This window comes from Bacillus sp. LBA3-1-1.1 (genome assembly GCF_040676495.1).
Lineage (GTDB): Bacteria > Bacillota > Bacilli > Bacillales > Bacillaceae_G > Bacillus_A > Bacillus_A nitratireducens.
Genome location: NZ_JBEGIB010000012.1, coordinates 284,312 through 305,695 on the forward strand (window position 1 = coordinate 284,312; position 21,384 = coordinate 305,695).

Annotated in this window: 20 protein-coding genes, 1 pseudogene and 3 other annotated features (1 of these 24 running past the window's edge); of the genes and pseudogenes, 16 read left to right on the forward strand and 5 right to left on the reverse strand. The window is 35.4% G+C overall.

Features of this window, described 5'->3' with window-relative positions:
• Nucleotides 1-275 precede the first annotated feature (275 nt).
• From MRBLBA3_RS12445 to MRBLBA3_RS12460, 4 genes and pseudogenes are all read left to right on the forward strand, one after another.
• On the forward strand, nt 276-1,088 hold the full coding sequence (locus tag MRBLBA3_RS12445; protein ID WP_363381490.1) for a polyphosphate kinase 2 family protein: 813 nt from the start codon (nt 276-278) through the stop codon (nt 1,086-1,088).
• An 88-nt stretch (nt 1,089-1,176) separates the two neighbouring features.
• Nucleotides 1,177-1,299 (forward strand): annotated as a pseudogene (locus MRBLBA3_RS12450) (MFS transporter); the annotation flags it as partial.
• Nucleotides 1,300-1,644: 345 nt separating this feature from the next.
• Nucleotides 1,645-1,980: a YrdB family protein gene (locus tag MRBLBA3_RS12455; protein ID WP_002064764.1), complete on the forward strand. Its 336-nt coding sequence runs from the start codon at nt 1,645-1,647 to the stop codon at nt 1,978-1,980.
• Nucleotides 1,981-2,134: 154 nt separating this feature from the next.
• Entirely contained in the window at nt 2,135-3,403 is a 1,269-nt protein-coding gene (locus MRBLBA3_RS12460; protein ID WP_363381492.1) for an MFS transporter, read from the forward strand.
• A gap of 156 nt (nt 3,404-3,559) precedes the next feature.
• Here MRBLBA3_RS12460 and MRBLBA3_RS12465 read toward each other — a convergent pair whose 3' ends face one another.
• Nucleotides 3,560-4,543 (reverse strand): ketoacyl-ACP synthase III, encoded by a 984-nt coding sequence (locus MRBLBA3_RS12465; protein ID WP_363381494.1) that lies wholly within the window; start codon nt 4,541-4,543, stop codon nt 3,560-3,562.
• A 179-nt stretch (nt 4,544-4,722) separates the two neighbouring features.
• On the opposite strand from MRBLBA3_RS12465, the gene MRBLBA3_RS12470 reads away from it, so the two are divergent.
• The 6 genes from MRBLBA3_RS12470 to MRBLBA3_RS12495 all read left to right on the forward strand — a co-directional run bounded on the left by MRBLBA3_RS12470 (nt 4,723) and on the right by MRBLBA3_RS12495 (nt 10,929).
• Nucleotides 4,723-5,271, forward strand: coding sequence for a cobalamin biosynthesis protein CbiN (locus tag MRBLBA3_RS12470; protein ID WP_363381496.1), 549 nt, complete (start codon nt 4,723-4,725; stop codon nt 5,269-5,271).
• A gap of 483 nt (nt 5,272-5,754) precedes the next feature.
• Complete coding sequence (gene hflX / locus MRBLBA3_RS12475; protein WP_000391868.1) at nt 5,755-7,014, forward strand: GTPase HflX; 1,260 nt, start codon at nt 5,755-5,757, stop codon at nt 7,012-7,014.
• 267 nt (nt 7,015-7,281) lie between these two features.
• Nucleotides 7,282-8,493, forward strand: a complete 1,212-nt coding sequence (locus tag MRBLBA3_RS12480) for an MFS transporter (RefSeq protein ID WP_363381498.1) — start codon at nt 7,282-7,284, stop codon at nt 8,491-8,493.
• A 10-nt stretch (nt 8,494-8,503) separates the two neighbouring features.
• Nucleotides 8,504-9,421 carry a cysteine synthase A gene (gene cysK / locus MRBLBA3_RS12485; RefSeq protein ID WP_000762258.1) on the forward strand — a complete coding sequence of 306 codons (918 nt, stop codon included), beginning with the start codon at nt 8,504-8,506 and terminating at the stop codon, nt 9,419-9,421.
• Between the two features lie 77 nt (nt 9,422-9,498).
• Complete coding sequence (locus tag MRBLBA3_RS12490) at nt 9,499-10,011, forward strand: GNAT family N-acetyltransferase (RefSeq protein WP_363381669.1); 513 nt, start codon at nt 9,499-9,501, stop codon at nt 10,009-10,011.
• Nucleotides 10,012-10,104: 93 nt separating this feature from the next.
• On the forward strand, nt 10,105-10,929 hold the full coding sequence (locus MRBLBA3_RS12495) for a DUF4037 domain-containing protein (protein WP_363381501.1): 825 nt from the start codon (nt 10,105-10,107) through the stop codon (nt 10,927-10,929).
• A 41-nt stretch (nt 10,930-10,970) separates the two neighbouring features.
• Here MRBLBA3_RS12495 and MRBLBA3_RS12500 read toward each other — a convergent pair whose 3' ends face one another.
• Nucleotides 10,971-12,605: a putative polysaccharide biosynthesis protein gene (locus MRBLBA3_RS12500; RefSeq protein ID WP_363381503.1), complete on the reverse strand. Its 1,635-nt coding sequence runs from the start codon at nt 12,603-12,605 to the stop codon at nt 10,971-10,973.
• Between the two features lie 220 nt (nt 12,606-12,825).
• Nucleotides 12,826-13,048, forward strand: a binding site (T-box leader).
• A 301-nt stretch (nt 13,049-13,349) separates the two neighbouring features.
• Here MRBLBA3_RS12500 and MRBLBA3_RS12505 point away from each other — a divergent pair.
• Nucleotides 13,350-14,687, forward strand: a complete 1,338-nt coding sequence (locus MRBLBA3_RS12505; protein WP_001088176.1) for a sodium-dependent transporter — start codon at nt 13,350-13,352, stop codon at nt 14,685-14,687.
• Between the two features lie 39 nt (nt 14,688-14,726).
• On the opposite strand, the gene MRBLBA3_RS12510 is transcribed toward MRBLBA3_RS12505, so the two are convergent.
• Complete coding sequence (locus MRBLBA3_RS12510) at nt 14,727-15,431, reverse strand: polysaccharide deacetylase family protein (RefSeq protein WP_363381506.1); 705 nt, start codon at nt 15,429-15,431, stop codon at nt 14,727-14,729.
• 330 nt (nt 15,432-15,761) lie between these two features.
• Between MRBLBA3_RS12510 and MRBLBA3_RS12515 the strand changes: the two genes are divergently transcribed.
• From MRBLBA3_RS12515 to MRBLBA3_RS12535, 5 genes are all read left to right on the forward strand, one after another.
• Entirely contained in the window at nt 15,762-16,025 is a 264-nt protein-coding gene (locus tag MRBLBA3_RS12515) for a CD3324 family protein (protein ID WP_363381508.1), read from the forward strand.
• A gap of 193 nt (nt 16,026-16,218) precedes the next feature.
• Nucleotides 16,219-16,905 (forward strand): DUF421 domain-containing protein, encoded by a 687-nt coding sequence (locus tag MRBLBA3_RS12520; protein WP_016129120.1) that lies wholly within the window; start codon nt 16,219-16,221, stop codon nt 16,903-16,905.
• A gap of 163 nt (nt 16,906-17,068) precedes the next feature.
• Entirely contained in the window at nt 17,069-17,710 is a 642-nt protein-coding gene (locus tag MRBLBA3_RS12525) for a FusB/FusC family EF-G-binding protein (protein WP_363381510.1), read from the forward strand.
• Nucleotides 17,711-17,873: 163 nt separating this feature from the next.
• Nucleotides 17,874-18,785, forward strand: coding sequence for an RCC1 domain-containing protein (locus MRBLBA3_RS12530; protein ID WP_363381512.1), 912 nt, complete (start codon nt 17,874-17,876; stop codon nt 18,783-18,785).
• Nucleotides 18,786-19,036: 251 nt separating this feature from the next.
• On the forward strand, nt 19,037-19,267 hold the full coding sequence (locus MRBLBA3_RS12535) for a hypothetical protein (protein WP_363381514.1): 231 nt from the start codon (nt 19,037-19,039) through the stop codon (nt 19,265-19,267).
• Nucleotides 19,268-19,404: 137 nt separating this feature from the next.
• On the opposite strand, the gene msrA is transcribed toward MRBLBA3_RS12535, so the two are convergent.
• Entirely contained in the window at nt 19,405-19,941 is a 537-nt protein-coding gene (msrA, locus tag MRBLBA3_RS12540; protein WP_363381516.1) for a peptide-methionine (S)-S-oxide reductase MsrA, read from the reverse strand.
• 90 nt (nt 19,942-20,031) lie between these two features.
• Complete coding sequence (locus tag MRBLBA3_RS12545; RefSeq protein ID WP_000911713.1) at nt 20,032-20,790, reverse strand: SDR family oxidoreductase; 759 nt, start codon at nt 20,788-20,790, stop codon at nt 20,032-20,034.
• Between the two features lie 258 nt (nt 20,791-21,048).
• Nucleotides 21,049-21,294, forward strand: a binding site (T-box leader).
• Between the two features lie 67 nt (nt 21,295-21,361).
• Nucleotides 21,362-21,384, forward strand: a binding site (T-box leader); it runs 216 nt beyond the window's last position.

A 21,384-nucleotide genomic window follows, 5' to 3' on the forward strand; every position in this document is an offset into this window, starting at 1 on the left:
CAAGTATGTCACACGCAGATTTAACAAAACAAGGAAACTATGTAGAGCTTTTTCGGCATAGTTTCCTTGTTTTGTTTTTTTGATTAATAATAAATGCTTGCTAAAGGATATTAAAAGGTATATCTGGGGGATTAATTTATCAATATAAAGAAGCGTCAGACTTACAAAGGATAGATACAGGTGGAGGGGATGAGTATTAGTCGAATGTTAATATGAAAAAATTACCAATAAATATGTTAAAATAACATTGTCATATAACAAGGGGGATTCGTTTGATGGAAAAAGAGCATCTTGCTAAAGTAGATTTAACGAAAAGAATTGAATCAAAATCTAAGTACAATAAGAAACTTGAAAAATATCAAATGCGCTTATTGGCACTACAGCAAATTTTAAAAGAAGAAAAAATCGCTGTTATGCTCGTTATGGAAGGTTGGGATGCAGCAGGTAAAGGCGGAGCGATTAAGCGAGTAACTGAACATCTTGATCCGCGTGGATTCCAAGTAAATCCAATTGGGGCACCTGCTCCTCATGAAAAGCGGTATCATTATTTACAACGTTTTTGGCGAAAACTCCCTCAATATGGGCAAATTACTATATTCGACCGTTCATGGTATGGTCGTGTATTAGTTGAACGTGTTGAAGGGTTCGCCACAAAGGAAGAATGGACGAGGGCGTATGGTGAAATTAATGATTTCGAGAAGCTATTAACAGATGATCATTACATAATAGGAAAGTTTTTCTATCATATTAGTAAAGACGAACAGTTAAAACGATTTAAAGAAAGAGAGAACAATCCTCTTAAAAGATGGAAAATTACAGATGAAGACTGGCGTAATCGTGAAAAATGGGATGAGTATGTCGAAGCAATGGAAGAAATGTTTGAAGAAACAAATAAGCCGAATGCAAAATGGCATATTATTGCGAGTAATGATAAATTATACGCTCGTTTGAAAACATTGAAAGTGAGTATTTCATTAATTGAGGATTATTTCTTAGAACATAATATAGAATTACCTTCGTATTATTATGAAATAAAAGAAGGTAAGAAAAAGGAAATTGGATCTGTGCAAGATGCAGGAGTCAAATAGTAAAAAGGTTTGTATAGGAAATATGAAGGGAAGCTGTCTTGTAATTTGGTTTTACCAAATTACAAGACAGCTTTTTAGTTGGAAGTATTTTATATATTTATATAAAGCGAGTGTACCAATTATTTTAGTTTGTGCTTTAGTAAGTTTGTTGTTTTGGGAAGGGGAAGCTTTAAGAAAGAGAAGAGGGGAAAGAGTAGTAGGGGAATTGTAAGGGGAATAGGCTAAATATGAATCGCATTTTAATTATAGAACGTTAGCTGTCAAAAAAATTATAGAGTTATTTTGGGAACTCCTCGGTAATGGGCGAAACGTAAACCGTGAAGTTCTTTATTTTGTGATTATAGGCATATGTATCACTGTCATTAAGTATTTGCTTTCATTCATTATCCGTCAAGATCAAGTTTTCGAAGTTTAGAAAGATAAACTGAATAATATTAATAAATTGTATAATTGTTTTTTACATGTCATAAATGGGCACGTATCAAGTTCAAATAACGGATGCATAATATTATTTTCATAGGATTTTAAACATATTTTTCAAAGGGGTGTTCTTTAAATGTTTATAAAACCTATAAATTTAGCGATTCGATTTTTTCTAGAATTATGTGCTCTTGCATCACTATGTTATTGGGGCTTTCAATTTTGGGAAAGTGTATATGTGAAATTTATTTTTGGCATTGGCTCACCACTACTTTTTGCGACAATATGGGGGATTTTCATTGCACCGAAAGCATCATTAAAACTGCCAGAACCATATAGGTTTATGTTGGAAATCATATTGTTTGGAGTTACCTCAGTTGCTCTATATGTTGTTGATCAAATAACCTTAGCTATTATTCTTGGAATGGTATTTATAATAAATCGCACTTTAATCATTATTTGGAAACAATAATTTTTTTGCTAAGTTTCTTCACGAAAGGAACTTAGCATTATTTAAGGTGTAGGAGTAACGAAATATGGATAAATTTAAGCGCTTTAAATTTTGGGATTTTGTTGTTTTATAGTACATTAACAAGAGATATTAGTTTCATAGGGAGGGTGAGGAAATGATAGATACAGCAGATGCTTTAATAAGTAAGCGTATGTATACAGAAGAAGAGCAACAAAAATTATATAAACGAACGTTACTAATCGTAAGCATTTCACAAATGTTCGGCGGAGCAGGGTTAGCTGCTGGAATTACAGTAGGTGCACTTCTTGCACAGCAAATGCTTGGGACAGATGCATATGCAGGATTACCGGCTGCCATGTTTACAATGGGATCTGCGGTAGCGGCTTTCTTTGTTGGGAAGTTATCGCAAAAATATGGTCGCCGGATAGGGCTTGCAACAGGGTTTATAGTAGGGGGACTAGGGGCTATTGGAGTTGTATTGGCTGCGTTAACAAATAGTATTATTCTTTTACTAGTTTCTTTACTCATATACGGTGCAGGTACAGCGACGAATCTACAAGCTCGTTATGCTGGTACCGATTTAGCAGATAAAAAACAACGAGCAACTGCTGTTAGTATTACGATGGTTATGACGACTTTTGGTGCGGTAGCTGGTCCGAATTTAGTAGGTGTAATGGGGGATTTTGCTGATTCAATTGGAATTCCTAACCTTGCTGGTCCGTTCATATTATCGGCAGCGGCATTTATACTTGCGGGTCTTGTACTTTTTGTTATGCTTCGTCCAGATCCGTTAATTATTGCTAACATAATAGAAACATATAAACAAGAACATACATATAAAGGGCAACCAGTAACAGAAGAAATGATAGAAAATAAACGTGGTGTTACTGTTGGAGCAATCGTAATGATACTTACTCAAATAGTGATGGTTGCGATTATGACTATGACGCCAGTACATATGGGACACCATGGTCATGGACTAAGTGAAGTAGGGCTAGTCATTGGATTCCACGTAGGGGCAATGTACCTTCCATCGCTTGTTACAGGAATGTTAATTGATAAAATTGGCCGTACTACGATGAGTATAGCTGGTGGGATGATTTTACTTGCAGCGGGTGTCATAGCTGCGATAGCACCGAGTGATTCTTTACTATTATTAATTGTTGCTCTTTCTTTACTTGGATTAGGGTGGAACCTTGGATTGATTAGTGGTACAGCTCAAATCGTTGACTCCACAACTCCTTCTACACGTGCTAAAACACAAGGGAAAATAGATGTTTTTATTGCGTTAGCCGGAGCTTCAGGTGGAGCGATGTCAGGAATGGTAGTAGCTAATTCCAGTTATGCGGCATTATCATTAGCGGGAGGGGCTGTAGCCTTACTGCTTATTCCAATTGTGATATGGTCTCGGACAGGTAAATAAAATTTAAATGAAAGAAGCGGCGTTCAAAGGGAGATAATAAATCTTTGGATGCCGCTTTTTTGTGATTAACTAATAGTCTAACTGGAATCGATAGATATATTCAGAAAATCATTGATATAATTTCATTTACCGTAATGTTAACTGTATAAAAAAGTGTTAGTCTAAACCCCACTCCACAATAAGCCCTAAATGCGTAAGACCACCGCCAAAACCGTACAGTAAAAGTGTATCTCCGTTATTTAATTTCCCTTCTTTTCTAGCTAAATCTAAAGCGAGTGGAATGGAAGCTGAAGATGTATTGCCCATGTATTTTACACTAGTTAAAGTTTTTTGAATTGGAATTTCAGTTTTCTCGCAAATAGATTCAATCATCCGTAAGTTAACACTGTGTGGTACGAACCGGTCTATATCATCTATTTGCATATTTGTGGTATGTAATAGTTCTTTTATACCTGCTGGCACTGTGCGTGTTGCCCATTTATATACTTCTCTTCCGTTTTGAACGATTTTTTCATTTGTTTGCAGTGGTGTGCCATTCATAGTAGTAGATAAGTTTGTTCTGTATAGATGAATGCCACCAGCACCATTTGTTCCCATGTGAGCAGCGATAAAGCTTGGTTTATTTTCATCTCTTTCTAATAAAATAGCTCCAGCGCCATCACCGAACAAAATACAGGTCGTTCTATCGGTGTAATCAGTAACTTTAGATAATGTCTCTGTCGCTATGACGAGTACTTTTTCATGTGATCCAGAAGTGATTAAGCTATTACCGACATGCAGTCCGTATGTGAAACCAGCGCAAGTCGCATTTAAATCAAAAGCTAGTGTATGAGGTATGTTGAAGTATTGTTGTATTTGGCAAGCAACACTAGGGAAAACATAGTCAGCAGTAGTTGTAGCGACGATGATACAGTCAATATCTTCTAAGTTTTTCTTATATGTTGTACACAAATTTTCGATTGCTTTAATGGCTAAGTGTGAGGAGTATTCGTCTTTGTTAGCAATCCTTCTTTCCTTCATTCCTGTTCTTTGCACAATCCATTCATCATTCGTATCGATCATCTTTTCTAAATCATTATTAGATAATATTTGATCTGGAACATAAGTACCAATTGCAGTAATACGAGATTGAGAATTCATAAGAACATCTCCTAACTTATTTTTATAACCTGATACTAATATCAGGTTATAAAAATGTCAATAAAGATTTTCTGTTTAATAAAATCAATATATTTTAATGAACAGAAAGGGGTTTGAGGAGTGATGTCCAAATAATATACGGAAAGCTTCTAAAATTGATAATGAAGGGTTTGAGATTCTTGAAAAGAATCGTATATGTATTGTCTCTTGTTTTAATTTGTAGCTTTACTTATTTTATTTTACCAGAGAAGTCTTATGCTTGTGAGTGTATGAAAGCATCACCAGAAGAGAGGTTACAAAATAATGATGTAGTGTTTGAAGGTAAGGTATTAGAAGTTCAAGAGAAGGACGGGAAAATTAAAACATTATTTGAAGTGAAGGAAATTTGGAAAGGGACAAGCTCCTCGCAAGTTATTATATATACAAGTTTTAGTAGCTGTACATTTCGTTTTGCAGAGGGAGGAGAGTATTTAGTCTTTTCTTCTTATAGAGGGGAGGGAAAATTAGAGACATCTATGTGCAGTGGAACGAAGAGATTAGATGAGGCAGAGATGGAGAGAAATACGTTAAGTCATATTGCGAAGGAAGCTGTTCCGACGAAGAAAGTCGATTTAAAAGATGAAATGGTGAGTGGTTTAAGTTGGTGGCAAGTTGTTACCATTTCTATAGGCCTGTTACTGATAGTAGCTCTTGTGATTTTTATTGTAAGAAGAACGCGCAAAAAATGACGATTAAAGTAAAAATACAAAGATTTTCTTTCTGTTTCTATGGGTGGTTTAATCTTGTGAAAGCGAATTACTTATGCTACACTTTATGTAACTTAAAATGAACGGAGGGGCTTCCTTTGATCTTAATCAGATTACGTCTCAATACTTTGTGCCAATAATTGAATAGCGCTCAAAGGCTCTGTCTGTGTACAGAGTGAACGGGATTGGTCTGCCTATTTTAAAGGAACCCTTTTTATTAAGCTTATATGTGAAAAAGAGGGAGGGACGAATACGCCCTCTTTTTGTTTTGCCTTTATAAATAGAATGGGATAGTATAGGTGAACACTTGTTGGATACGTATACTATCTTGGGACTTTTTGACCATGTTATAGAATGAAAGCACTGCTTTCTTCTATTTCTTTGGTGAACCCTTATCCGTTTACGAAAACACAGGCAGTGACCTGTGTTTTTTATTTTGCGTAATCGAAATGGAGGAATAAATATATGGAAGAATTATTACAAAGAGCAATATTAGTTGGAGTAAATTTAGGTAATGAAGCTGATTTTGCATATTCGATGGAAGAGTTAGCAAATCTTACGGAAGCTTGTGATGTGGAAGTAATCGGTCAAGTGACGCAAAATTTACAACGAGTAAATCCGTCGCATTATATTGGAAAAGGGAAGATTGAAGAAGTAGCAGCGTATGTGAAAGAAGCAGATGCAAATATGGTCATCTTTAATGACGAATTATCTCCTTCACAAATTCGAAATTTAGAAGAGGATTTAGATTGTAAAGTAATTGATCGTACCATTTTAATTTTGGATATTTTTGCGCAACGTGCGAAAACGAAAGAAGCGCAGTTGCAAGTAGAAGTGGCCCATCTTCAGTACATGATGCCTCGTTTAATCGGTCTTCGTGAATCGTTAGGAAGACAGAGCGGGGGAGTTGGCACGAAAAATAAAGGTGTCGGTGAGAAGAAGTTGGAATTAGACCGTCGTAAAATTGAAGAACAAATTGCAGCTCTAAATAAAGAATTAGAGGCACTTGTTGCACAGCGTCAAACGCAGCGTAAACAACGTAAGAAAAATGAAATTCCAGTTGTGTCATTAGTAGGATATACGAATGCAGGTAAATCAACGATAATGAATACAATGCTTGAAATTTTTAATGGTACTGTAGAAAAACAAGTATTTGAAAAAGATATGTTATTTGCGACGTTAGAGACATCTGTACGAAATATTGATTTGCCGGATAATAAATCATTTTTATTAACGGATACTGTTGGATTTGTAAGTAAATTACCGCATCATCTTGTGAAAGCATTCCGTTCAACGCTAGAGGAAGTGGCGGAAGCAGATTTACTCATTCACGTTGTAGATTATTCAAATCCCAATTATGAACAATTAATTGATATTACAAATGAAACGTTAAAGAAAATTGGTGTGGAAAATATCCCGACGATTTATGCATATAACAAATCAGATATGGTGGATGTTGAAATTCCGAAAGTGCAAGAAGATCGCGTGTATCTATCTGCGAAGAAACATGTTGGAATTGAAGAGCTTGTAGAATTGGTTCGCTCACACATTTATAAAGAGTATACGAAGTGTGAAATGTTAATTCCATATGATCAAGGACAGGTAGTTTCGTATTTCAACAATCATGCGCACGTTTTATCTACGAGTTATGAAAACGAAGGTACGAAAATTGCACTAGAATGTAAGACGAGTGATTATGAGAAGTATAAGCGTTTTGCTATTTAATAGAAAAGGCGATCCTAATATGTTTTAGGGTCGTCTTTTTTTTCATAGTTGCAAGCCTTCACGTCTTTCTAACTTAGTATAAAAGAAAGTACAGAGAGTTCATATAAATAAATCTGATAAAACAGATAGGAAAAATTTAATATTTATGAAGTGATATTTCTGGAAAAAGAAATGAAACCAGTATAGAATAGAAATGTTTCAAAACTCAGAATTTATTACACTAACTGTAATAAATATATATTTTGTACAGGAAGGAGAGATTCGTATATGCAGGCAGTTTCACAAAAAAGTGCAGTGGAAACACCGACGATATATCGAATATTATTTGCGATTAGTTTCGGACATTTTTTGAATGATTCGATGCAAGCGGTTGTACCAGCGTTGTTTCCTATTTTGGAAAAAACGATGAATTTATCTTATATGCAAGTAGGATGGATTGCGTTCGCGTTAAATATGACGTCATCGATTATGCAGCCGGTTTTTGGTATGTATTCAGATAAGAAGCCGTCACCATTTTTATTACCACTTGGTATGTTTTCGAGCATGCTTGGGATGATTGGGCTCGCGTTTGCTCCGAATTTTATGATTGTTATTATTTCTGTTTTATTTATTGGATTAGGTTCCGCGGTCTTTCATCCTGAAGGTGCCCGCGTTGCTTATATGGCGGCAGGTGCCAAACGTGGTTTAGCACAAGCGATTTATCAAGTGGGAGGAAACACAGGTAATTCTCTAGCCCCTATTTTTACAGCATTAATTTTCGTCCCGCTTGGTCAAATTGGTTCTTTAGGGTTTACAGCCTTTGCAGCAGTAGGAATTGTATTACTAATTTTCGTATCAAATTGGTATAAAAATGAATTAGCCACTGGTGCTGTAAGAAGGAAAAAGAGGGCTGCACTTGAGGCTGAAAATGCGATTGTAAGTACGCACATTAAATTTGTTATTATACTTCTTGTTTTTCTAACATTTGTACGTTCTTGGTACGGTGCTGGTATCGGGAATTTCTATCAATTCTATTTAATAGAGCATTATGGCTTATCTATAAAAAACGCACAGTATTTCGTCTTTGCTTTTATGATTGCTGGTGTATTAGGTACTTTCTTTGGTGGTCCGTTAGCAGATAAATTCGGTAAGAAAAAGATAATTGTATTTTCAATGCTCGGTTCAGCACCGCTTGCGCTTTTACTACCTCACGTTTCGCTCGTGTGGGTTGTACCATTATTTTTATGTATTGGTTTTATTAGTTCAAGTAGTTTTAGTGTAATTGTTGTATATGCACAAGAGCTTGTTCCTGGAAAAGTAGGGATGGTATCAGGATTGATTGTTGGCCTTGCGTTTGGTCTTGGAGCATTAGGTGCTGTAGTCCTTGGAAAATTAGCTGATATGTATAGCCTTCAATTTATTATGCTATTATGTAGTTGTTTACCATTAATTGGACTTACTTCATGGTTACTGCCGAATGATAAGAAAACGATAGAATAGGGGATGCGCTATGAAATTATGTGAAAACGTTACAGAATTAATAGGAGATACACCTGTCGTCCGATTATCTAAATTTATTCCAGAGGACGCAGCGGATGTGTATGTAAAACTGGAAATGTTTAATCCGTCACGCAGTGTGAAAGATCGTGCAGCCTATAATTTACTTCATGCCGCTGAGGAAAAGGGACTTATAAAACCTGGTGATACAATTATTGAACCGACAAGTGGAAATACAGGAATTGGCTTAGCGATGAATGCAGCTGCGAAAGGATATAAAGCGATTTTAATTATGCCAGATAATATGTCCAAAGAGCGTATTAATTTATTGAAAGCATACGGCGCAGAAGTAGTTTTAACACCAGCAGAACAAAGAATGCCAGGAGCGATTGCGAAGGCGGTAGCGTTACAAAAAGAAATTCCAAATAGTTTTATTCCGCAGCAATTTGAAAATCCAGCAAACCCGAATATACATCGTTATACGACTGCACTTGAAATTTATGAACAAATGGATGGAGAGCTTGATGCATTTGTAGCAACGGCGGGAACGGGTGGAACAATTACAGGGACTGGTGAAACGTTAAAAGAGAAACTACCAAACTTATATATTGCAGTAGTAGAACCGAAAGGATCCCCAGTGTTATCTGGCGGTGTTCCAGGCCCTCATAAACTAGTAGGAACAAGTCCTGGTTTTATTCCGAAAAACTTAAATACAGAAGTGTATAACGAAATTATTCAAATTGCAGATGAAGAGGCATTAACGACAATGAGAAACTTAGCAAGACAAGAGGGCTTATTAGTAGGGCCATCTTCAGGAGCTTCTGTTTACGCAGCAATTATGATAGCGAAACGATTAGGCGCTGGTAAAAAAGTTTTATGTATTGCACCTGATACAGGTGAGCGTTATTTGAGTATGGGATTATTTGAATGAAATTGATAGAAACACCTTAATAGCGAAATAGAGCTATTAAGGTGTTTGTTTTAGGTTATTAAGAGGGGAGAATGACAATGAAACTATTAAAACCAATACATGAATATAGTGGGGAAATTATGGCATATAGACATGCGTTTTTACAATCAGGAGAACAACCACACGGCAGCAGTTCTTTACAAAATTTTGATTCTCTCGATGAGTGGTTTGAAAAAGTGAGTAAACAGGAACTGGGAGAAAACTTACAAGGTAATCGAGTACCGTCTAGCCAATTTTTAAGTTTTGAAAAAAGGGAACTTATAGGTTTTGTGAATATTAGACATCGATTAAATCCAGAATTATTACTGGAAAGCGGTCATATTGGTTATAGTGTCCATCCGAATAAACGTCGCCAAGGTTACGCTACGAAGCAACTGCAACTTTCATTGGCTGAGGCGCAAAAATTAGGGTTGAAGAAAGTGTTAATAACTTGTGATAAAGAAAATATTGGTTCTGCTAAAACAATACAAAAGGTTGGCGGTGTGCTAGAAAATGAAGTAGTTTCTTCTAATTCTGGCGAAATTGTTCAGCGTTATTGGGTAGAAATATGATTTAGTAGGAATTTGAAAAGGTAATGTAATGTTTAATATCGAAATAGATAAATGAAAAGTAAGGGGAGTACTGCAGTTTTAGGGGGAAATGCAATGGGATTAAAAGAGAAAGCGATAGAGATGTCGGAGATTTATTGGCAAAACAAGAAAGTCGAAGCTATTATTTTAGCAGGATCTGTAGCGAGAAAGTTAGAAGATGAACATTCAGATATTGAATTACATATTTTATGGTCAGAACCACCAGAGGATGAAGAGCGTCTAGGTCCAATTAACAATATTGGTGGAACGATTTTGTCATATCATCCCTATGAGGATGAAGAATGGTCGGAAACGTATTTGACGAAAGAAGGAATTAAGCTAGAGATTAGTAACTTTTTAACATTGACAGTAGAAAAGATTATTTCAGAAGTTGTAGAGCAGTATGATATAAATTATGAGAAACAATGTATTGTATCATCGGTTCATGATGGTGTGAGTTTGTATGGAGAAGTAAAAATACATGCTCTAAAAGATAGGGTTGAAGTATATCCAGAAGAATTGGCGAAAAGGATGATTTCAGAAAATCTTTGGTTAAGCAATCGTTGGCATAATCGAGAGGCTCTTTTAACACGAAAGGATTGGCTTATGCTTTACGATGTTATTTGTGAAGTACAAAGAGATTTATTCGGTGTTTTATTTGGTTTGAATAAACTGTATGTACATCATCCTGCATTTAAATGGATGGCTTATAATGTAGAGCGTATGAATATCAAACCTGAAAATCTATATGAGCGTATGGCGAATACGTTAATAGGGAAACCGGAGTATAGTGTACAGGAGTTAGAAGTGTTGATCGAAGAGGTATTACATTTAGTAGAACAATATGCTCCAGAATTAAATATTGCTGAACAACAAAAGCGCATTCAATATGCGAAGTAAAAAAACAAGAGATGTAACAACGCGTTACATCTCTTGTTTTTTTATTTTACTAACTTTCCTAATACAGGTAAACGTTGAATACGATCACCGAGAATATGCGAAGCAAGTCCACTCGTTAGTACGAATAAAAGATAAACAAGTCCTCCTGCTGCGGCGCATATAAACACAATAATTAATGATTCTATATAAGATTGGCCAGGAATAATCCAACTTATAAATGCTCTTAATGCGATTACAACAGCAGACATTGCCGCGGAATAAATCGTAATAAGAAATACTGTTTTTGCTGTTTCGCCAATTTTAAATTTCGCAAACTTAACGATGCAGTACAACATAATAATATTTGAAACGAGATAGCCCAGAATTGTTCCAAGCACAGCACCATGTCCACCGAATAAATGTAAGAGCGGTGTGTTCACCACAATTTTAACGAGAATACCGACTGAGAATGCAATCATTGTTTTTCTTTGATAATCAATTCCTTGTAATATAGCAGCTGAAACTGTGAAAATCGCACTTAATACAGCAGAAGGTGCAAATGAAATTAAATATTGTGATCCACCAAGTGCAATTTCAGGATTTACATAAACCATGCGGAATGCATCGTAAGCGATACTAGCTAGGCCGAATGCGGCTGGAATAGTGAAGAATAACAACACTTGAAATATCTTTGAAATTTGTCCTTGTAATTCATCTAGCTTCCCGCTTGTAAATGATTTCGTTATAGCTGGAATTATCGTTAATGAGAATCCGGTTGCAAGTGAAGCGGGAATCATAATTAACTTTTGTGCATAGTTCGTTATATAAGCGAAAACTGCATTCGCGGTTTCTAAAGGCTCTCCCATCGCTCTAAGTACATCAGCTACAGTATATTGATCTACTAACGTATAGAGCGGAATTGCAATACCGACAAATACAATTGGGATTGCATATCGAAGTAATTCTATATAAATATTTTTTAATGGAATATCGGATGCCCTTGACTTTAATTCACCTTCAGGAGGCTTTAATCCATTATATTTTTTCCAGTACATCATTAAAATAGAGACGCTGGCAAGTGCCCCGATAACAGCACCAAACGTAGCAACCGCAACAGAAGAAGCTACTGAACCACCTAATAGTTTTGAGACGATAAAACTACCAACTAAAATGAAAACAACGCGTGCGATTTGTTCCACAACTTGAGAAACAGCACTTGGTTTCATATGTTGAAAACCTTGGAAATAACCACGTGTAACACTCATAGCCGGTACGATAATAAGCGCGAAGCTTAATGCTCGCATTGTAAGTGTTACGTCGGCGATAAATTGTGGATCTGGCGTTTTCGAGCGAATAATAAATTGTGATATGTACGGTGCTCCAATAAATAAAATTAAAAATCCTAAAAAGCCCATAAACAACATCAATTTTATGCTAGAGTTGTATAATTTTTTACTTGTACTATAATCACCAAGCGCATTATGTTTTGCAACAAATTTGGAGACGGCAATAGGAATACCAGCTGTTGAAAAGCTTAATAAAATACCGTACCAAGAGTATGCATATCCGTATAAAGCGACCCCTTGCGTTCCAACTAATAATTGAAAAGGGAAGAAGTATATAAAACCTAAAATTCGTGAAATCATTGTTGCACCACTTAATAAAGCAGTGCCTTTTAAAACTTTTGAAGTGGACAAAATCCTTTCCTCCTACTCGTGCTGTCGTGCATTCATCGTATACTACTATAAACCTGCTAGAGAAGTTAATACAGTATAAACCATAAATGTTCTAATACTATTCATATAAAAGTCATATTTTGAATTTTTAAATAGAATATAATACATAAAAATTCAAAATATAAGTTGACACTATTTTTAATGTGTGATAAAAATGATAGTAATCAATTCGGAAAATAATATTTGGGCAATGAAAGGGTATAGTAGTGAAAATCTCCCTATTTCAGAGAGCTGATGGTTGGTGTGAATCAGTATATAGATTATTCATGAAGTTCGTCCTGGAGCATCTTTCATAAATCTCACATTATGAGGAAATGAAAGACGGTAGTTTATACCGTTATCAAATAAAGTGGTGAAGATTGTTTCACAACTAGGGTGGTACCGCGATATTTATCGTCCCTACGTATTTACGTAGGGACGTTTTTTATTTAGGTCCTAACTTTGTTGTGGCTTCATAACTAGGGTGGTACCGCGATATTTTATCGTCCCTACGTATTTGCGTAGGGACGTTTTTTATTTAGGTCTTACTTTTGTTGTATCTTCATAACTAGGGTGGTACCGCGATATTTTTGTCGTCCCTACGTATTTACGTAGGGGCGTTTTTTATTATTAGGGAGGAAGTGAACGTATTAGAAAAGAGTATGGATAGAACAATATAAATACCGGATTGTAAAACAGAAAAAGATAAAGAGAGGAGATTAACAAATGAATTCACAGCAATGGACATCGAAATTAGGTTTCGTATTAGCTGCAGCAGGTTCAGCGATTGGTCTTGGAGCGATTTGGAAGTTCCCGTATATGGCCGGAATTGGAGGGGGCGGCGCGTTCTTCCTTATTTTCATCGGTTTCACATTATTAATTGGTTTACCGCTATTATTAGCTGAATTCGTTATCGGAAGAAGTACACAAAAAGAGGCTGTTGATGCTTATAGAGAAATCGCACCAAAAACACTATGGCCTTGGTTAGGTAAGTTGGGAATTGTAACTTGTTTCATACTACTTTCTTTCTACAGTGTTGTAGGGGGATGGATTATATTATACTTATGGAATGCAATTACAGGTAGACTATGGGAAGGCAATGGTGCATACGAAGCTACGTTTGGTGAAATCATTTCCAATCCATATTTAGCAGTTGGATCACAGCTATTATTCATCCTTATTACTATTTTTATCGTAAGTAAAGGTGTGCAAAATGGTGTTGAAAAAGTAAATAAATATTTCATGCCAGCATTATTCGTTTTATTCTTTGTATTAATTGTTCGTGCACTTACATTAGACGGTGCTGGAGAAGGAGTTCGCTTCTTCTTACAACCTGATTTCTCAAACGTAACGTCAGAAATTATTTTATATGCAATGGGGCAATCGTTCTTCTCACTATCTGTTGGTGTAGCCGTTATGGTAACGTATAGCTCGTACTTACCGAAAGAAGAAAGTTTACCGCGTTCAGCATTTTCTATCGTAGCTTTAACGCTTGTGATTACATTACTTGCAGGACTAGCAATTTTCCCAGTTGTATTCGCATTTGGAATGGAACCATCTCAAGGACCTGGACTATTATTTATCGTATTACCAGCAATTTTCAGTAAAATGGCGTTCGGAAAATTATTCTTCATTGTTTTCTTATTATTATTCTTCTTTGCTACTATTACATCAGCAATTTCGATGTTAGAAATTAGCGTTGCATCTTTAACTGCAAAAGGTAAAGGGAAACGTGAAAAAATGGCCTTAATCGTAGGATTATTAATCTTTGTTGTTGGGGTGCCATCAGCATTATCATTCGGTTTGTTAAGCGATGTGAAACCATTTGGAAAAACAATTTTTGATTTAGCAGACTATGCGGTTAGTAACATACTAATGCCACTTGGTGTTTTATTAGTTTCTATCTTTGTTCCTTTAAAAATGAAGAAAGATGTATTAATGAAAGAGCTTGGTGTAAGTAAAAATAAAGGCTATAAATTATTCGTATTATGGTTATTCTTACTTCGCTATATTGCACCAATTGCGATTATTATTGTATTCCTAAATGTACTTGGAATTATATAAAAAGAAAGGTAGCGTATCGTGGTATGATACGCTACCTTTTTACTTTGCTCTTTTTTGTAATTCGTTTACTGTTACGAACTGATAGCCCTTCTTAGATAAAGAGTCTAAAATACCTTCAATGGTCTGTAAATTTTCATTAGACTCATCATACATAGAGTGCAGTAAAATGATAGAACCTGGTTTTACGTTTTTAGCAACATATTCAATTTTATCGGCCGCAGATTTATAAAAAGTATCAGGTTCAAGGTTCCATGTGATTGTTTCGATATTGTTTTTATTTAAATAATATGGCAGACCAATTAGCTTTTTACCGTTTGGTGGTCTAAAATCAATTTCGCCTGTAAATCCTGTTTGGCGGATTAATGAATTCGTTTTTTCTATTTCTTCTTTAATAAAAGAAGGTGTTTTAAAAACCATTCTGTTATGAGAATATGTATGGTTTCCAATTTGGTGCCCAGAGTGTACGATAGTTTCTCCTAACGATAGGTTTTTCTCTAATTCATTTCCGATTAAAAAGAAAGTAGCTTTTGCACTGTATTTATCTAGTAGCGGTAATATTTGTTTTACATTGTTAGTAGGGCCATCATCAAAAGTTAAAGCAATCACTTTTTCATTTGTTTCTACTCGGTTTGTTAAATCTCCAAACAATTGAAAACTTCTTGCGTTCATCAATTTGTATGTTCCGAATAATGCTATAGTAATAATGAATAATGTAACGATTGTAATGATTATTTTCTTCTTCATAACGCAACATCACTATACTTTTTGATTGGACTAAAAAGTATTATATCAAACTAAGTAATTTCGTGCTTTAAAAAGGATGTGGATGCAAGGGGAAGGAATTTATCATATAATAAAATGCAAAAGGTATATTAGGAGGTGTTTATATGGCGATTACAATTCAATTGCCAGACACTGCAACGTCTCATGCAAAGCCAAGTATGGAAATGGCGATACTTTGCGTGAGGTAGACAAGTAATATACAATTAATCGCCAAGATGAGCTTGTATCATTTTTTATATTTGGCTTTGCACCTTATTGAAATGAACCATAAAAAATAAGGGGCGAGCAGAAATGAAATACGTAAAAGCTAAGGCCGTTTTACCAGAGAGTTTAATTGCTGAAATTCAAAAGTATATACAAGGTGAAACAATTTACATTCCAAAACAAGAAACAAAACATTATAAATGGGGTACACGATCTGGCGGAAGAAAACAACTGGATGAAAGAAATAAAGCAATTAAAGCCGCTTTTAAAAGTGGAATTGCAATTCATCAATTAGCAGAAGAATATTTTCTTTCTGGAGAAACGATTAAAAAGATAGTGTATTCCAAATAAATTTTAAAAAAGAGTCTGATTCATATGTTATTTTGAATCAGATTCTTTTTTATAGGTTCATTACAAAATTGGATTCGATATTTTTAGTATGAATGGGCATGATAATAGCAAAAATGAATCGTAATTGTATAGTATTGGGGCGTGGATGGGAAATGAAAACGTTATATTTCATATGACAGAAAGGTGAACCTATATGAATCATCTTGGACAAATAACAATAGAATTGATTTTTGGTTTTTTTGTGCTATTGATTGCTACTAAAATATTAGGGAAGACACAAATATCTCAGTTAACGCCATTTGATTTTATTTCGGCCATTGTCCTTGGAGAATTAGTAGGAAATACTATATATGATCCGGAAATAAAAGTATGGTCTATTTTATATGCAGTACTTGTATGGGTAGTGTTAATTTATACAATAGAAGTAATAACGCAAAAATTTAGAGGGACGAGAAGTTTTTTTGAAGGCTCTCCGTCAATCATTATCCGTAATGGATATATTGACCGGGAACAACTAAGTTCAAATCATTTGGACATAAACCAATTACAGCAAATGCTACGGCAGCAAAAAGATATTTTTTCAATCCGGGAAGTTGAGTATATGATTTTGGAACCTAACGGAAACATAAGTGTTCTGAAAAAAAGTAAATATGAAACTCCCACTATAAATGATTTAAGTTTAAAGCATAAGCCTGTATACTTACCCATTTCATTAATTAGTGACGGAAAAGTAGTGAAGGATAATTTAAGGGAAGCGGGCTTTGATGAAGGGTGGCTGTATAAGCAAATAAAGCAAAAAGGGATTACTAAATTTGAGGATGTACTATATGCGGAATGGAAAACAGATGAAGGATTCTTTTGTCAGGAAATGAATAGGTAGAAAATAATCGATGTATAAAAATGGTTATAAATTCTATGTTAGCACTTATTTTGGACGGCGTATGTTTATGTAATGTTCATTTCTAAATTATCTTTTACATATCAAAAAACGTAATCATTGTATACAATAAAATTAGATCAACAATTTGTATGGAGTGATAAAGATGGAAGCTTTTATTAGAAGTGATCAATATAATTTTATAAAGTCACAAGCTTATATTTTAGCAAATGGGCATGCAACGGCAAATGATAGAGGTGTAATTCAAGCGTTAAAATCACTTGCGATTGAAAAGATAATACATGTATTTGAAAATTTAACGGATGAACAGAAAGAGTTAATTGATACGGTATTAACAGTTCAAAATAGAGAAGATGCAGAATCGTTTTTAATGAAAATAAATCCGTATGTAATTCCGTTTCAGGAAGTTACAGTACAAACGTTAAAGAAATTATTTCCTAAGGCGAAAAAGTTAAAACTTCCTGATATGGAAGAACTGGATATGAAAGAATTAACTTATTTAAGCTGGATTGACAAGGGATCAAGCAGGAAATTTATTATAGCGAAAAATGATAAAAATAAGTTTGTTGGTCTGCAAGGAACATTTCAAAGTTTAAATAAAAAAAGCATTTGTTCATTATGTCATGGGCATGAAGAAGTAGGAATGTTTTTAGTTGAAATTAAAGGTGATGTACCAGGAACTTTCGTTAGAAAGGGAAACTATATTTGCAAAGATGGTGTAGCTTGTAATCATAATATGAAATCGCTTGATAAGTTACAGGATTTTATTGAGAGACTAAAGAAATAAAATAGAAGACCTCTAGTATTTAAACTGGAGGTTTTTATTTTTTGAAGAAGAAGTAATAGGTTCCTTTGGAGATGTAGATTTATAAAAAAGTTAGTTCATTTATAATGAAATTTGATGAAAATATCTATTTGGATACAGTTGCTTATATGCAAGGAGGTAAAACATGAATTACATTTCACCGAAAGAAGAGGTGTTAAAAGTGAAACGGTGGCCTAAAAATACGATAGCAGCGGGTCGTGGTCATACCGTTGCTCTTAAATCAGATGGTACGGTAGTAGCAGTAGGGCGAAATAAAGAAGGAGAATGCAATGTAAGTGGCTGGCGTGATATTGTATCGGTCGCAGCGGGCAATGTTCATATGGCGACGAACACGGGTAATGCTCATACAATCGGTCTTAAATGTGACAGTACTGCGGTTGCAGTGGGTTGGAATAATCATGACCAATGTGATGTAAATGATTGGCATAATATTGTATCGGTTGCGGCGGGGTGGCGCCGTACCATTGGCCTTAAACCGGATGGCACGGTGATAGCAGTGGGCCGAAATAAAGAAGGAGAATGCAATATAAGTAGTTGGCGTGATATTGTGGCGGTCGCGGTGGGTGACTGGCATACAGTCGGTCTTAAATTGGACGGAACGGTGACGACTGTGGGTAATAATCGATATGGCCAATGCAATGTAAGTGGCTGGCGTGATATTGTGGCGATAGCGGCGGGATATCTTCATACAGTTGGTATTACATCTGACGGAACGGTGACGGCTGTGGGTAATAATAAACGGGGGCAATGTGATGTAAGCGATTGGCGCGATATTGTGGCGATCGCGGCAGGGAGTAGTCATACAATCGGCCTGAAATCGGATGGTACTGTAGTAGCTATGGGTTCAAATGAGTATGGTCAATGTAATGTAAGCGATTGGAGCGATATTGTAGCGATAGCGGCGGGGTGTGCACATACCGTCGGCCTTACATCTGACGGCACGGTGGTAGCAGTAGGTGATAACGAATATGGCCAATGCGATGTAGACAGCTGGCACGGTATCCGACTACCCGATCCCAATATTTTGTCAATCTAAATATTTGTTGATGGGGAATAAGAATGTTTAATTTCTAGTAAATCGCTGGTAATATTATGTTATTTCAGGCGTAATTATGGAATAGGATATGTAGAAAATAATCAAATTTAAATCTGCTGAGTAAGAATCTCTATTCAAAAGGGGTTCTTATTCTTTTCCATAAAATGAGGGTCTAAATGGAATTTTCGAACAAACTATATTTCAAATACAGTAGAAGACATAGTTTACAAAGCATAAGGAGAGGTGAAGAGATGTTTAAAAAGTTTTTGCTTTTTTTACCAGATTTTTCACTTGTATGTATCATTCTCTACATAACGTACACAAATTCTCTTAGTTTTGGACAGATGTTATTAATTGCGATTGTAATTGGAATAATTGGTACGCTTGTTATAAGAATATGTAAGGATGTATTCACGTACATCAAGTGGACAATTAAACAAAGGAAATCTAGAATATGTTTAATAGCTATTAGGAGGAGATGAAATGACTAATAAAAAGAATAGAGTAAAAAACGAGATAGTACTTTGGACATTAACAGAGGTTGTTCTTTTAATTGTATGGTACTTTTTTCAAAGATAAAAACGCATCGCACTTTGAAAAAAAGCACGATGCGTTTTTATTATTTTTTTTGCCAATTTTCTTTTATAAAGTCTTCACGGCCAGATTCTTTTTGCTCAGTAGCATATTTCTCTGGATTCTTTTTATAGAAATGTTGGTGGTACTCTTCTGCTTCATAAAAAGGTGCAGCAGGAAGAATTTCAGTCACAATAGGCTCTTTAAACATACCGCTTTCTGCTAGCGTTTGCTTCGATTTTTCTGCAAGCTCTTTTTGTGTTTCATTATGATAAAAAATTGCTGTGCGGTAAGAGGGACCACGGTCAAAAAATTGTCCGCCATCATCAGTCGGATCGATTTGTGGCCAATATAAATTTAGTAATTTTTGATACGGGAAAATAGAAGGATCAAATGTAATTTGGACGACTTCTAAATGTCCAGATGTCCCTGATTTTACTTGTTCATATGTTGGATTTTCTATATGACCTCCTGCATAACCAGAAAGTACTTTATGAATACCAGGAAGTTCATCAAATGGTTTTACCATGCACCAAAAGCAACCACCTGCGAAGGTTGCGAGTTCGTATGTTTTTTCGGACATTGCTGTAATCCTCCTAAATGTATATGTTTTATATAGTATTATATAAATTGTTTTATTGCGCAATAAAAAAGATTTGAAAATATATGTTTTTTATAAACAAGATCCTCCGCTAACATCAATTAATTGTCCAGTAACCCAGCGGCTGTCTGGAGAAGCAAGAAAAGCAGCGGTATCGGCAATATCTTCTACTTCACCTAAGCGATTGAAAGCGGAAATAGTAGTAGCGTACTGTTTCATCATTGGGTCGCTCAATAGTTCTGCGTTCATATCTGTTTTAATAAAGCCTGGAAGTATTGCATTCACTGTTATTCCTCGTGCTCCGAGTTGTTTTGCAAGCGTGAAAGTCATCGTGTTAATTGCACCTTTCGTCATACTATATGCAACGAAATCAGGCAAAGAAATGCGGGTGGCAGCTGATGAAATATTAATAATTCGGCTATTGTCACGTAAACGTGGTAGTGCTTGTTGAATGATAAAGAATGGTGCTTTTGCATTTACTGAAACCATTCTATCAAAAAATTGTTCAGTCGTTTCTTCAATAAAAGCACCAGGACCGATTCCAGCGTTGTTTATTAAAATATCAAATTGTGTTCCACCAGTTCTTTTTTGTAGTTCGTTATCTAGAGAAATATACAGGTTATCTACACCGTGTAAAGATTCAAGATTTGCACCGATAGAAAAAGCTGATCCGCCATTTGATTGAATTTCATGAACAGTTTCTTCAGCATCTTCTTTTCGATTTCCATAATGAACAGCAACTAATGCACCGTCGTTTGCTAACCGTTTTGCGATAGCACGTCCAATTCCTCGGCTTGCTCCTGTAACTAATGCTATTTTACCTTTTAACATAATTTTCTCATCTCCTCATAACTTGTATATGTTTTTAAGTTGTTTTTCTTTATGTAGTAAAGCGAACATACTTAAGTAATATATGAGTATGTGTAAGAAGTTCATTCCGATTTTGTTTTGAGAAAAAATAAATAGATTTCTAGTGAATAGAATGAATTTTAATTTTTTTCTAAAAACATGTTGACAATGAAAAGAGTCGCGTCCTATAATACGTGTAACAAATAAAAGTTAATTAAGAATTTTCTAACTTTATATGTTGTATATGCAAAGAAGAGGAAAGTAGATGATTATGGTCGTTTCAGAGAGCTACTCCTAGGCTGTGAGAGTAGTAGCAATCGAATCATTGAAGATCACCTCGGAGCATCGCTTGCGAAAGGGAAACTGAGTAGAGGGCGGCGGCATCGTCTCCGGTAAAAGGACGGAGGTCTGATTGGACCTATGAAGCTTATATTTCGTGAGAAGTATAAGGAAGCTGAGTGGTAACGCGAAACTCTCGCCTCAGCAATCAAAGCTACTAATTTGTAGTAGTTGATTGCTGAGGCGAGAGTTTTTATTTTAAAAAATAGAATAAAAGAATGCGGGGAAGAGGAGAGT

What these genes read in the sequence shown, in the direction of transcription:
- msrA (WP_363381516.1), bottom strand. Translation starts at nt 19,941, where the DNA reads ATGTCCGAAAAAACATACGAACTCGCAACCTTCGCAGGTGGTTGCTTT.
- MRBLBA3_RS12520 (WP_016129120.1), top strand. Translation starts at nt 16,219, where the DNA reads ATGAATCATCTTGGACAAATAACAATAGAATTGATTTTTGGTTTTTTT.
- MRBLBA3_RS12495 (WP_363381501.1), top strand. Translation starts at nt 10,105, where the DNA reads ATGGGATTAAAAGAGAAAGCGATAGAGATGTCGGAGATTTATTGGCAA.
- MRBLBA3_RS12480 (WP_363381498.1), top strand. Translation starts at nt 7,282, where the DNA reads ATGCAGGCAGTTTCACAAAAAAGTGCAGTGGAAACACCGACGATATAT.
- cysK (WP_000762258.1), top strand. Translation starts at nt 8,504, where the DNA reads ATGAAATTATGTGAAAACGTTACAGAATTAATAGGAGATACACCTGTC.
- MRBLBA3_RS12510 (WP_363381506.1), bottom strand. Translation starts at nt 15,431, where the DNA reads ATGAAGAAGAAAATAATCATTACAATCGTTACATTATTCATTATTACT.
- hflX (WP_000391868.1), top strand. Translation starts at nt 5,755, where the DNA reads ATGGAAGAATTATTACAAAGAGCAATATTAGTTGGAGTAAATTTAGGT.
- MRBLBA3_RS12535 (WP_363381514.1), top strand. Translation starts at nt 19,037, where the DNA reads ATGTTTAAAAAGTTTTTGCTTTTTTTACCAGATTTTTCACTTGTATGT.
- MRBLBA3_RS12515 (WP_363381508.1), top strand. Translation starts at nt 15,762, where the DNA reads ATGAAATACGTAAAAGCTAAGGCCGTTTTACCAGAGAGTTTAATTGCT.
- MRBLBA3_RS12465 (WP_363381494.1), bottom strand. Translation starts at nt 4,543, where the DNA reads ATGAATTCTCAATCTCGTATTACTGCAATTGGTACTTATGTTCCAGAT.
- MRBLBA3_RS12460 (WP_363381492.1), top strand. Translation starts at nt 2,135, where the DNA reads ATGATAGATACAGCAGATGCTTTAATAAGTAAGCGTATGTATACAGAA.
- MRBLBA3_RS12545 (WP_000911713.1), bottom strand. Translation starts at nt 20,790, where the DNA reads ATGTTAAAAGGTAAAATAGCATTAGTTACAGGAGCAAGCCGAGGAATT.
- MRBLBA3_RS12445 (WP_363381490.1), top strand. Translation starts at nt 276, where the DNA reads ATGGAAAAAGAGCATCTTGCTAAAGTAGATTTAACGAAAAGAATTGAA.
- MRBLBA3_RS12490 (WP_363381669.1), top strand. Translation starts at nt 9,499, where the DNA reads ATGAAACTATTAAAACCAATACATGAATATAGTGGGGAAATTATGGCA.
- MRBLBA3_RS12530 (WP_363381512.1), top strand. Translation starts at nt 17,874, where the DNA reads ATGAATTACATTTCACCGAAAGAAGAGGTGTTAAAAGTGAAACGGTGG.
- MRBLBA3_RS12505 (WP_001088176.1), top strand. Translation starts at nt 13,350, where the DNA reads ATGAATTCACAGCAATGGACATCGAAATTAGGTTTCGTATTAGCTGCA.
- MRBLBA3_RS12455 (WP_002064764.1), top strand. Translation starts at nt 1,645, where the DNA reads ATGTTTATAAAACCTATAAATTTAGCGATTCGATTTTTTCTAGAATTA.
- MRBLBA3_RS12525 (WP_363381510.1), top strand. Translation starts at nt 17,069, where the DNA reads ATGGAAGCTTTTATTAGAAGTGATCAATATAATTTTATAAAGTCACAA.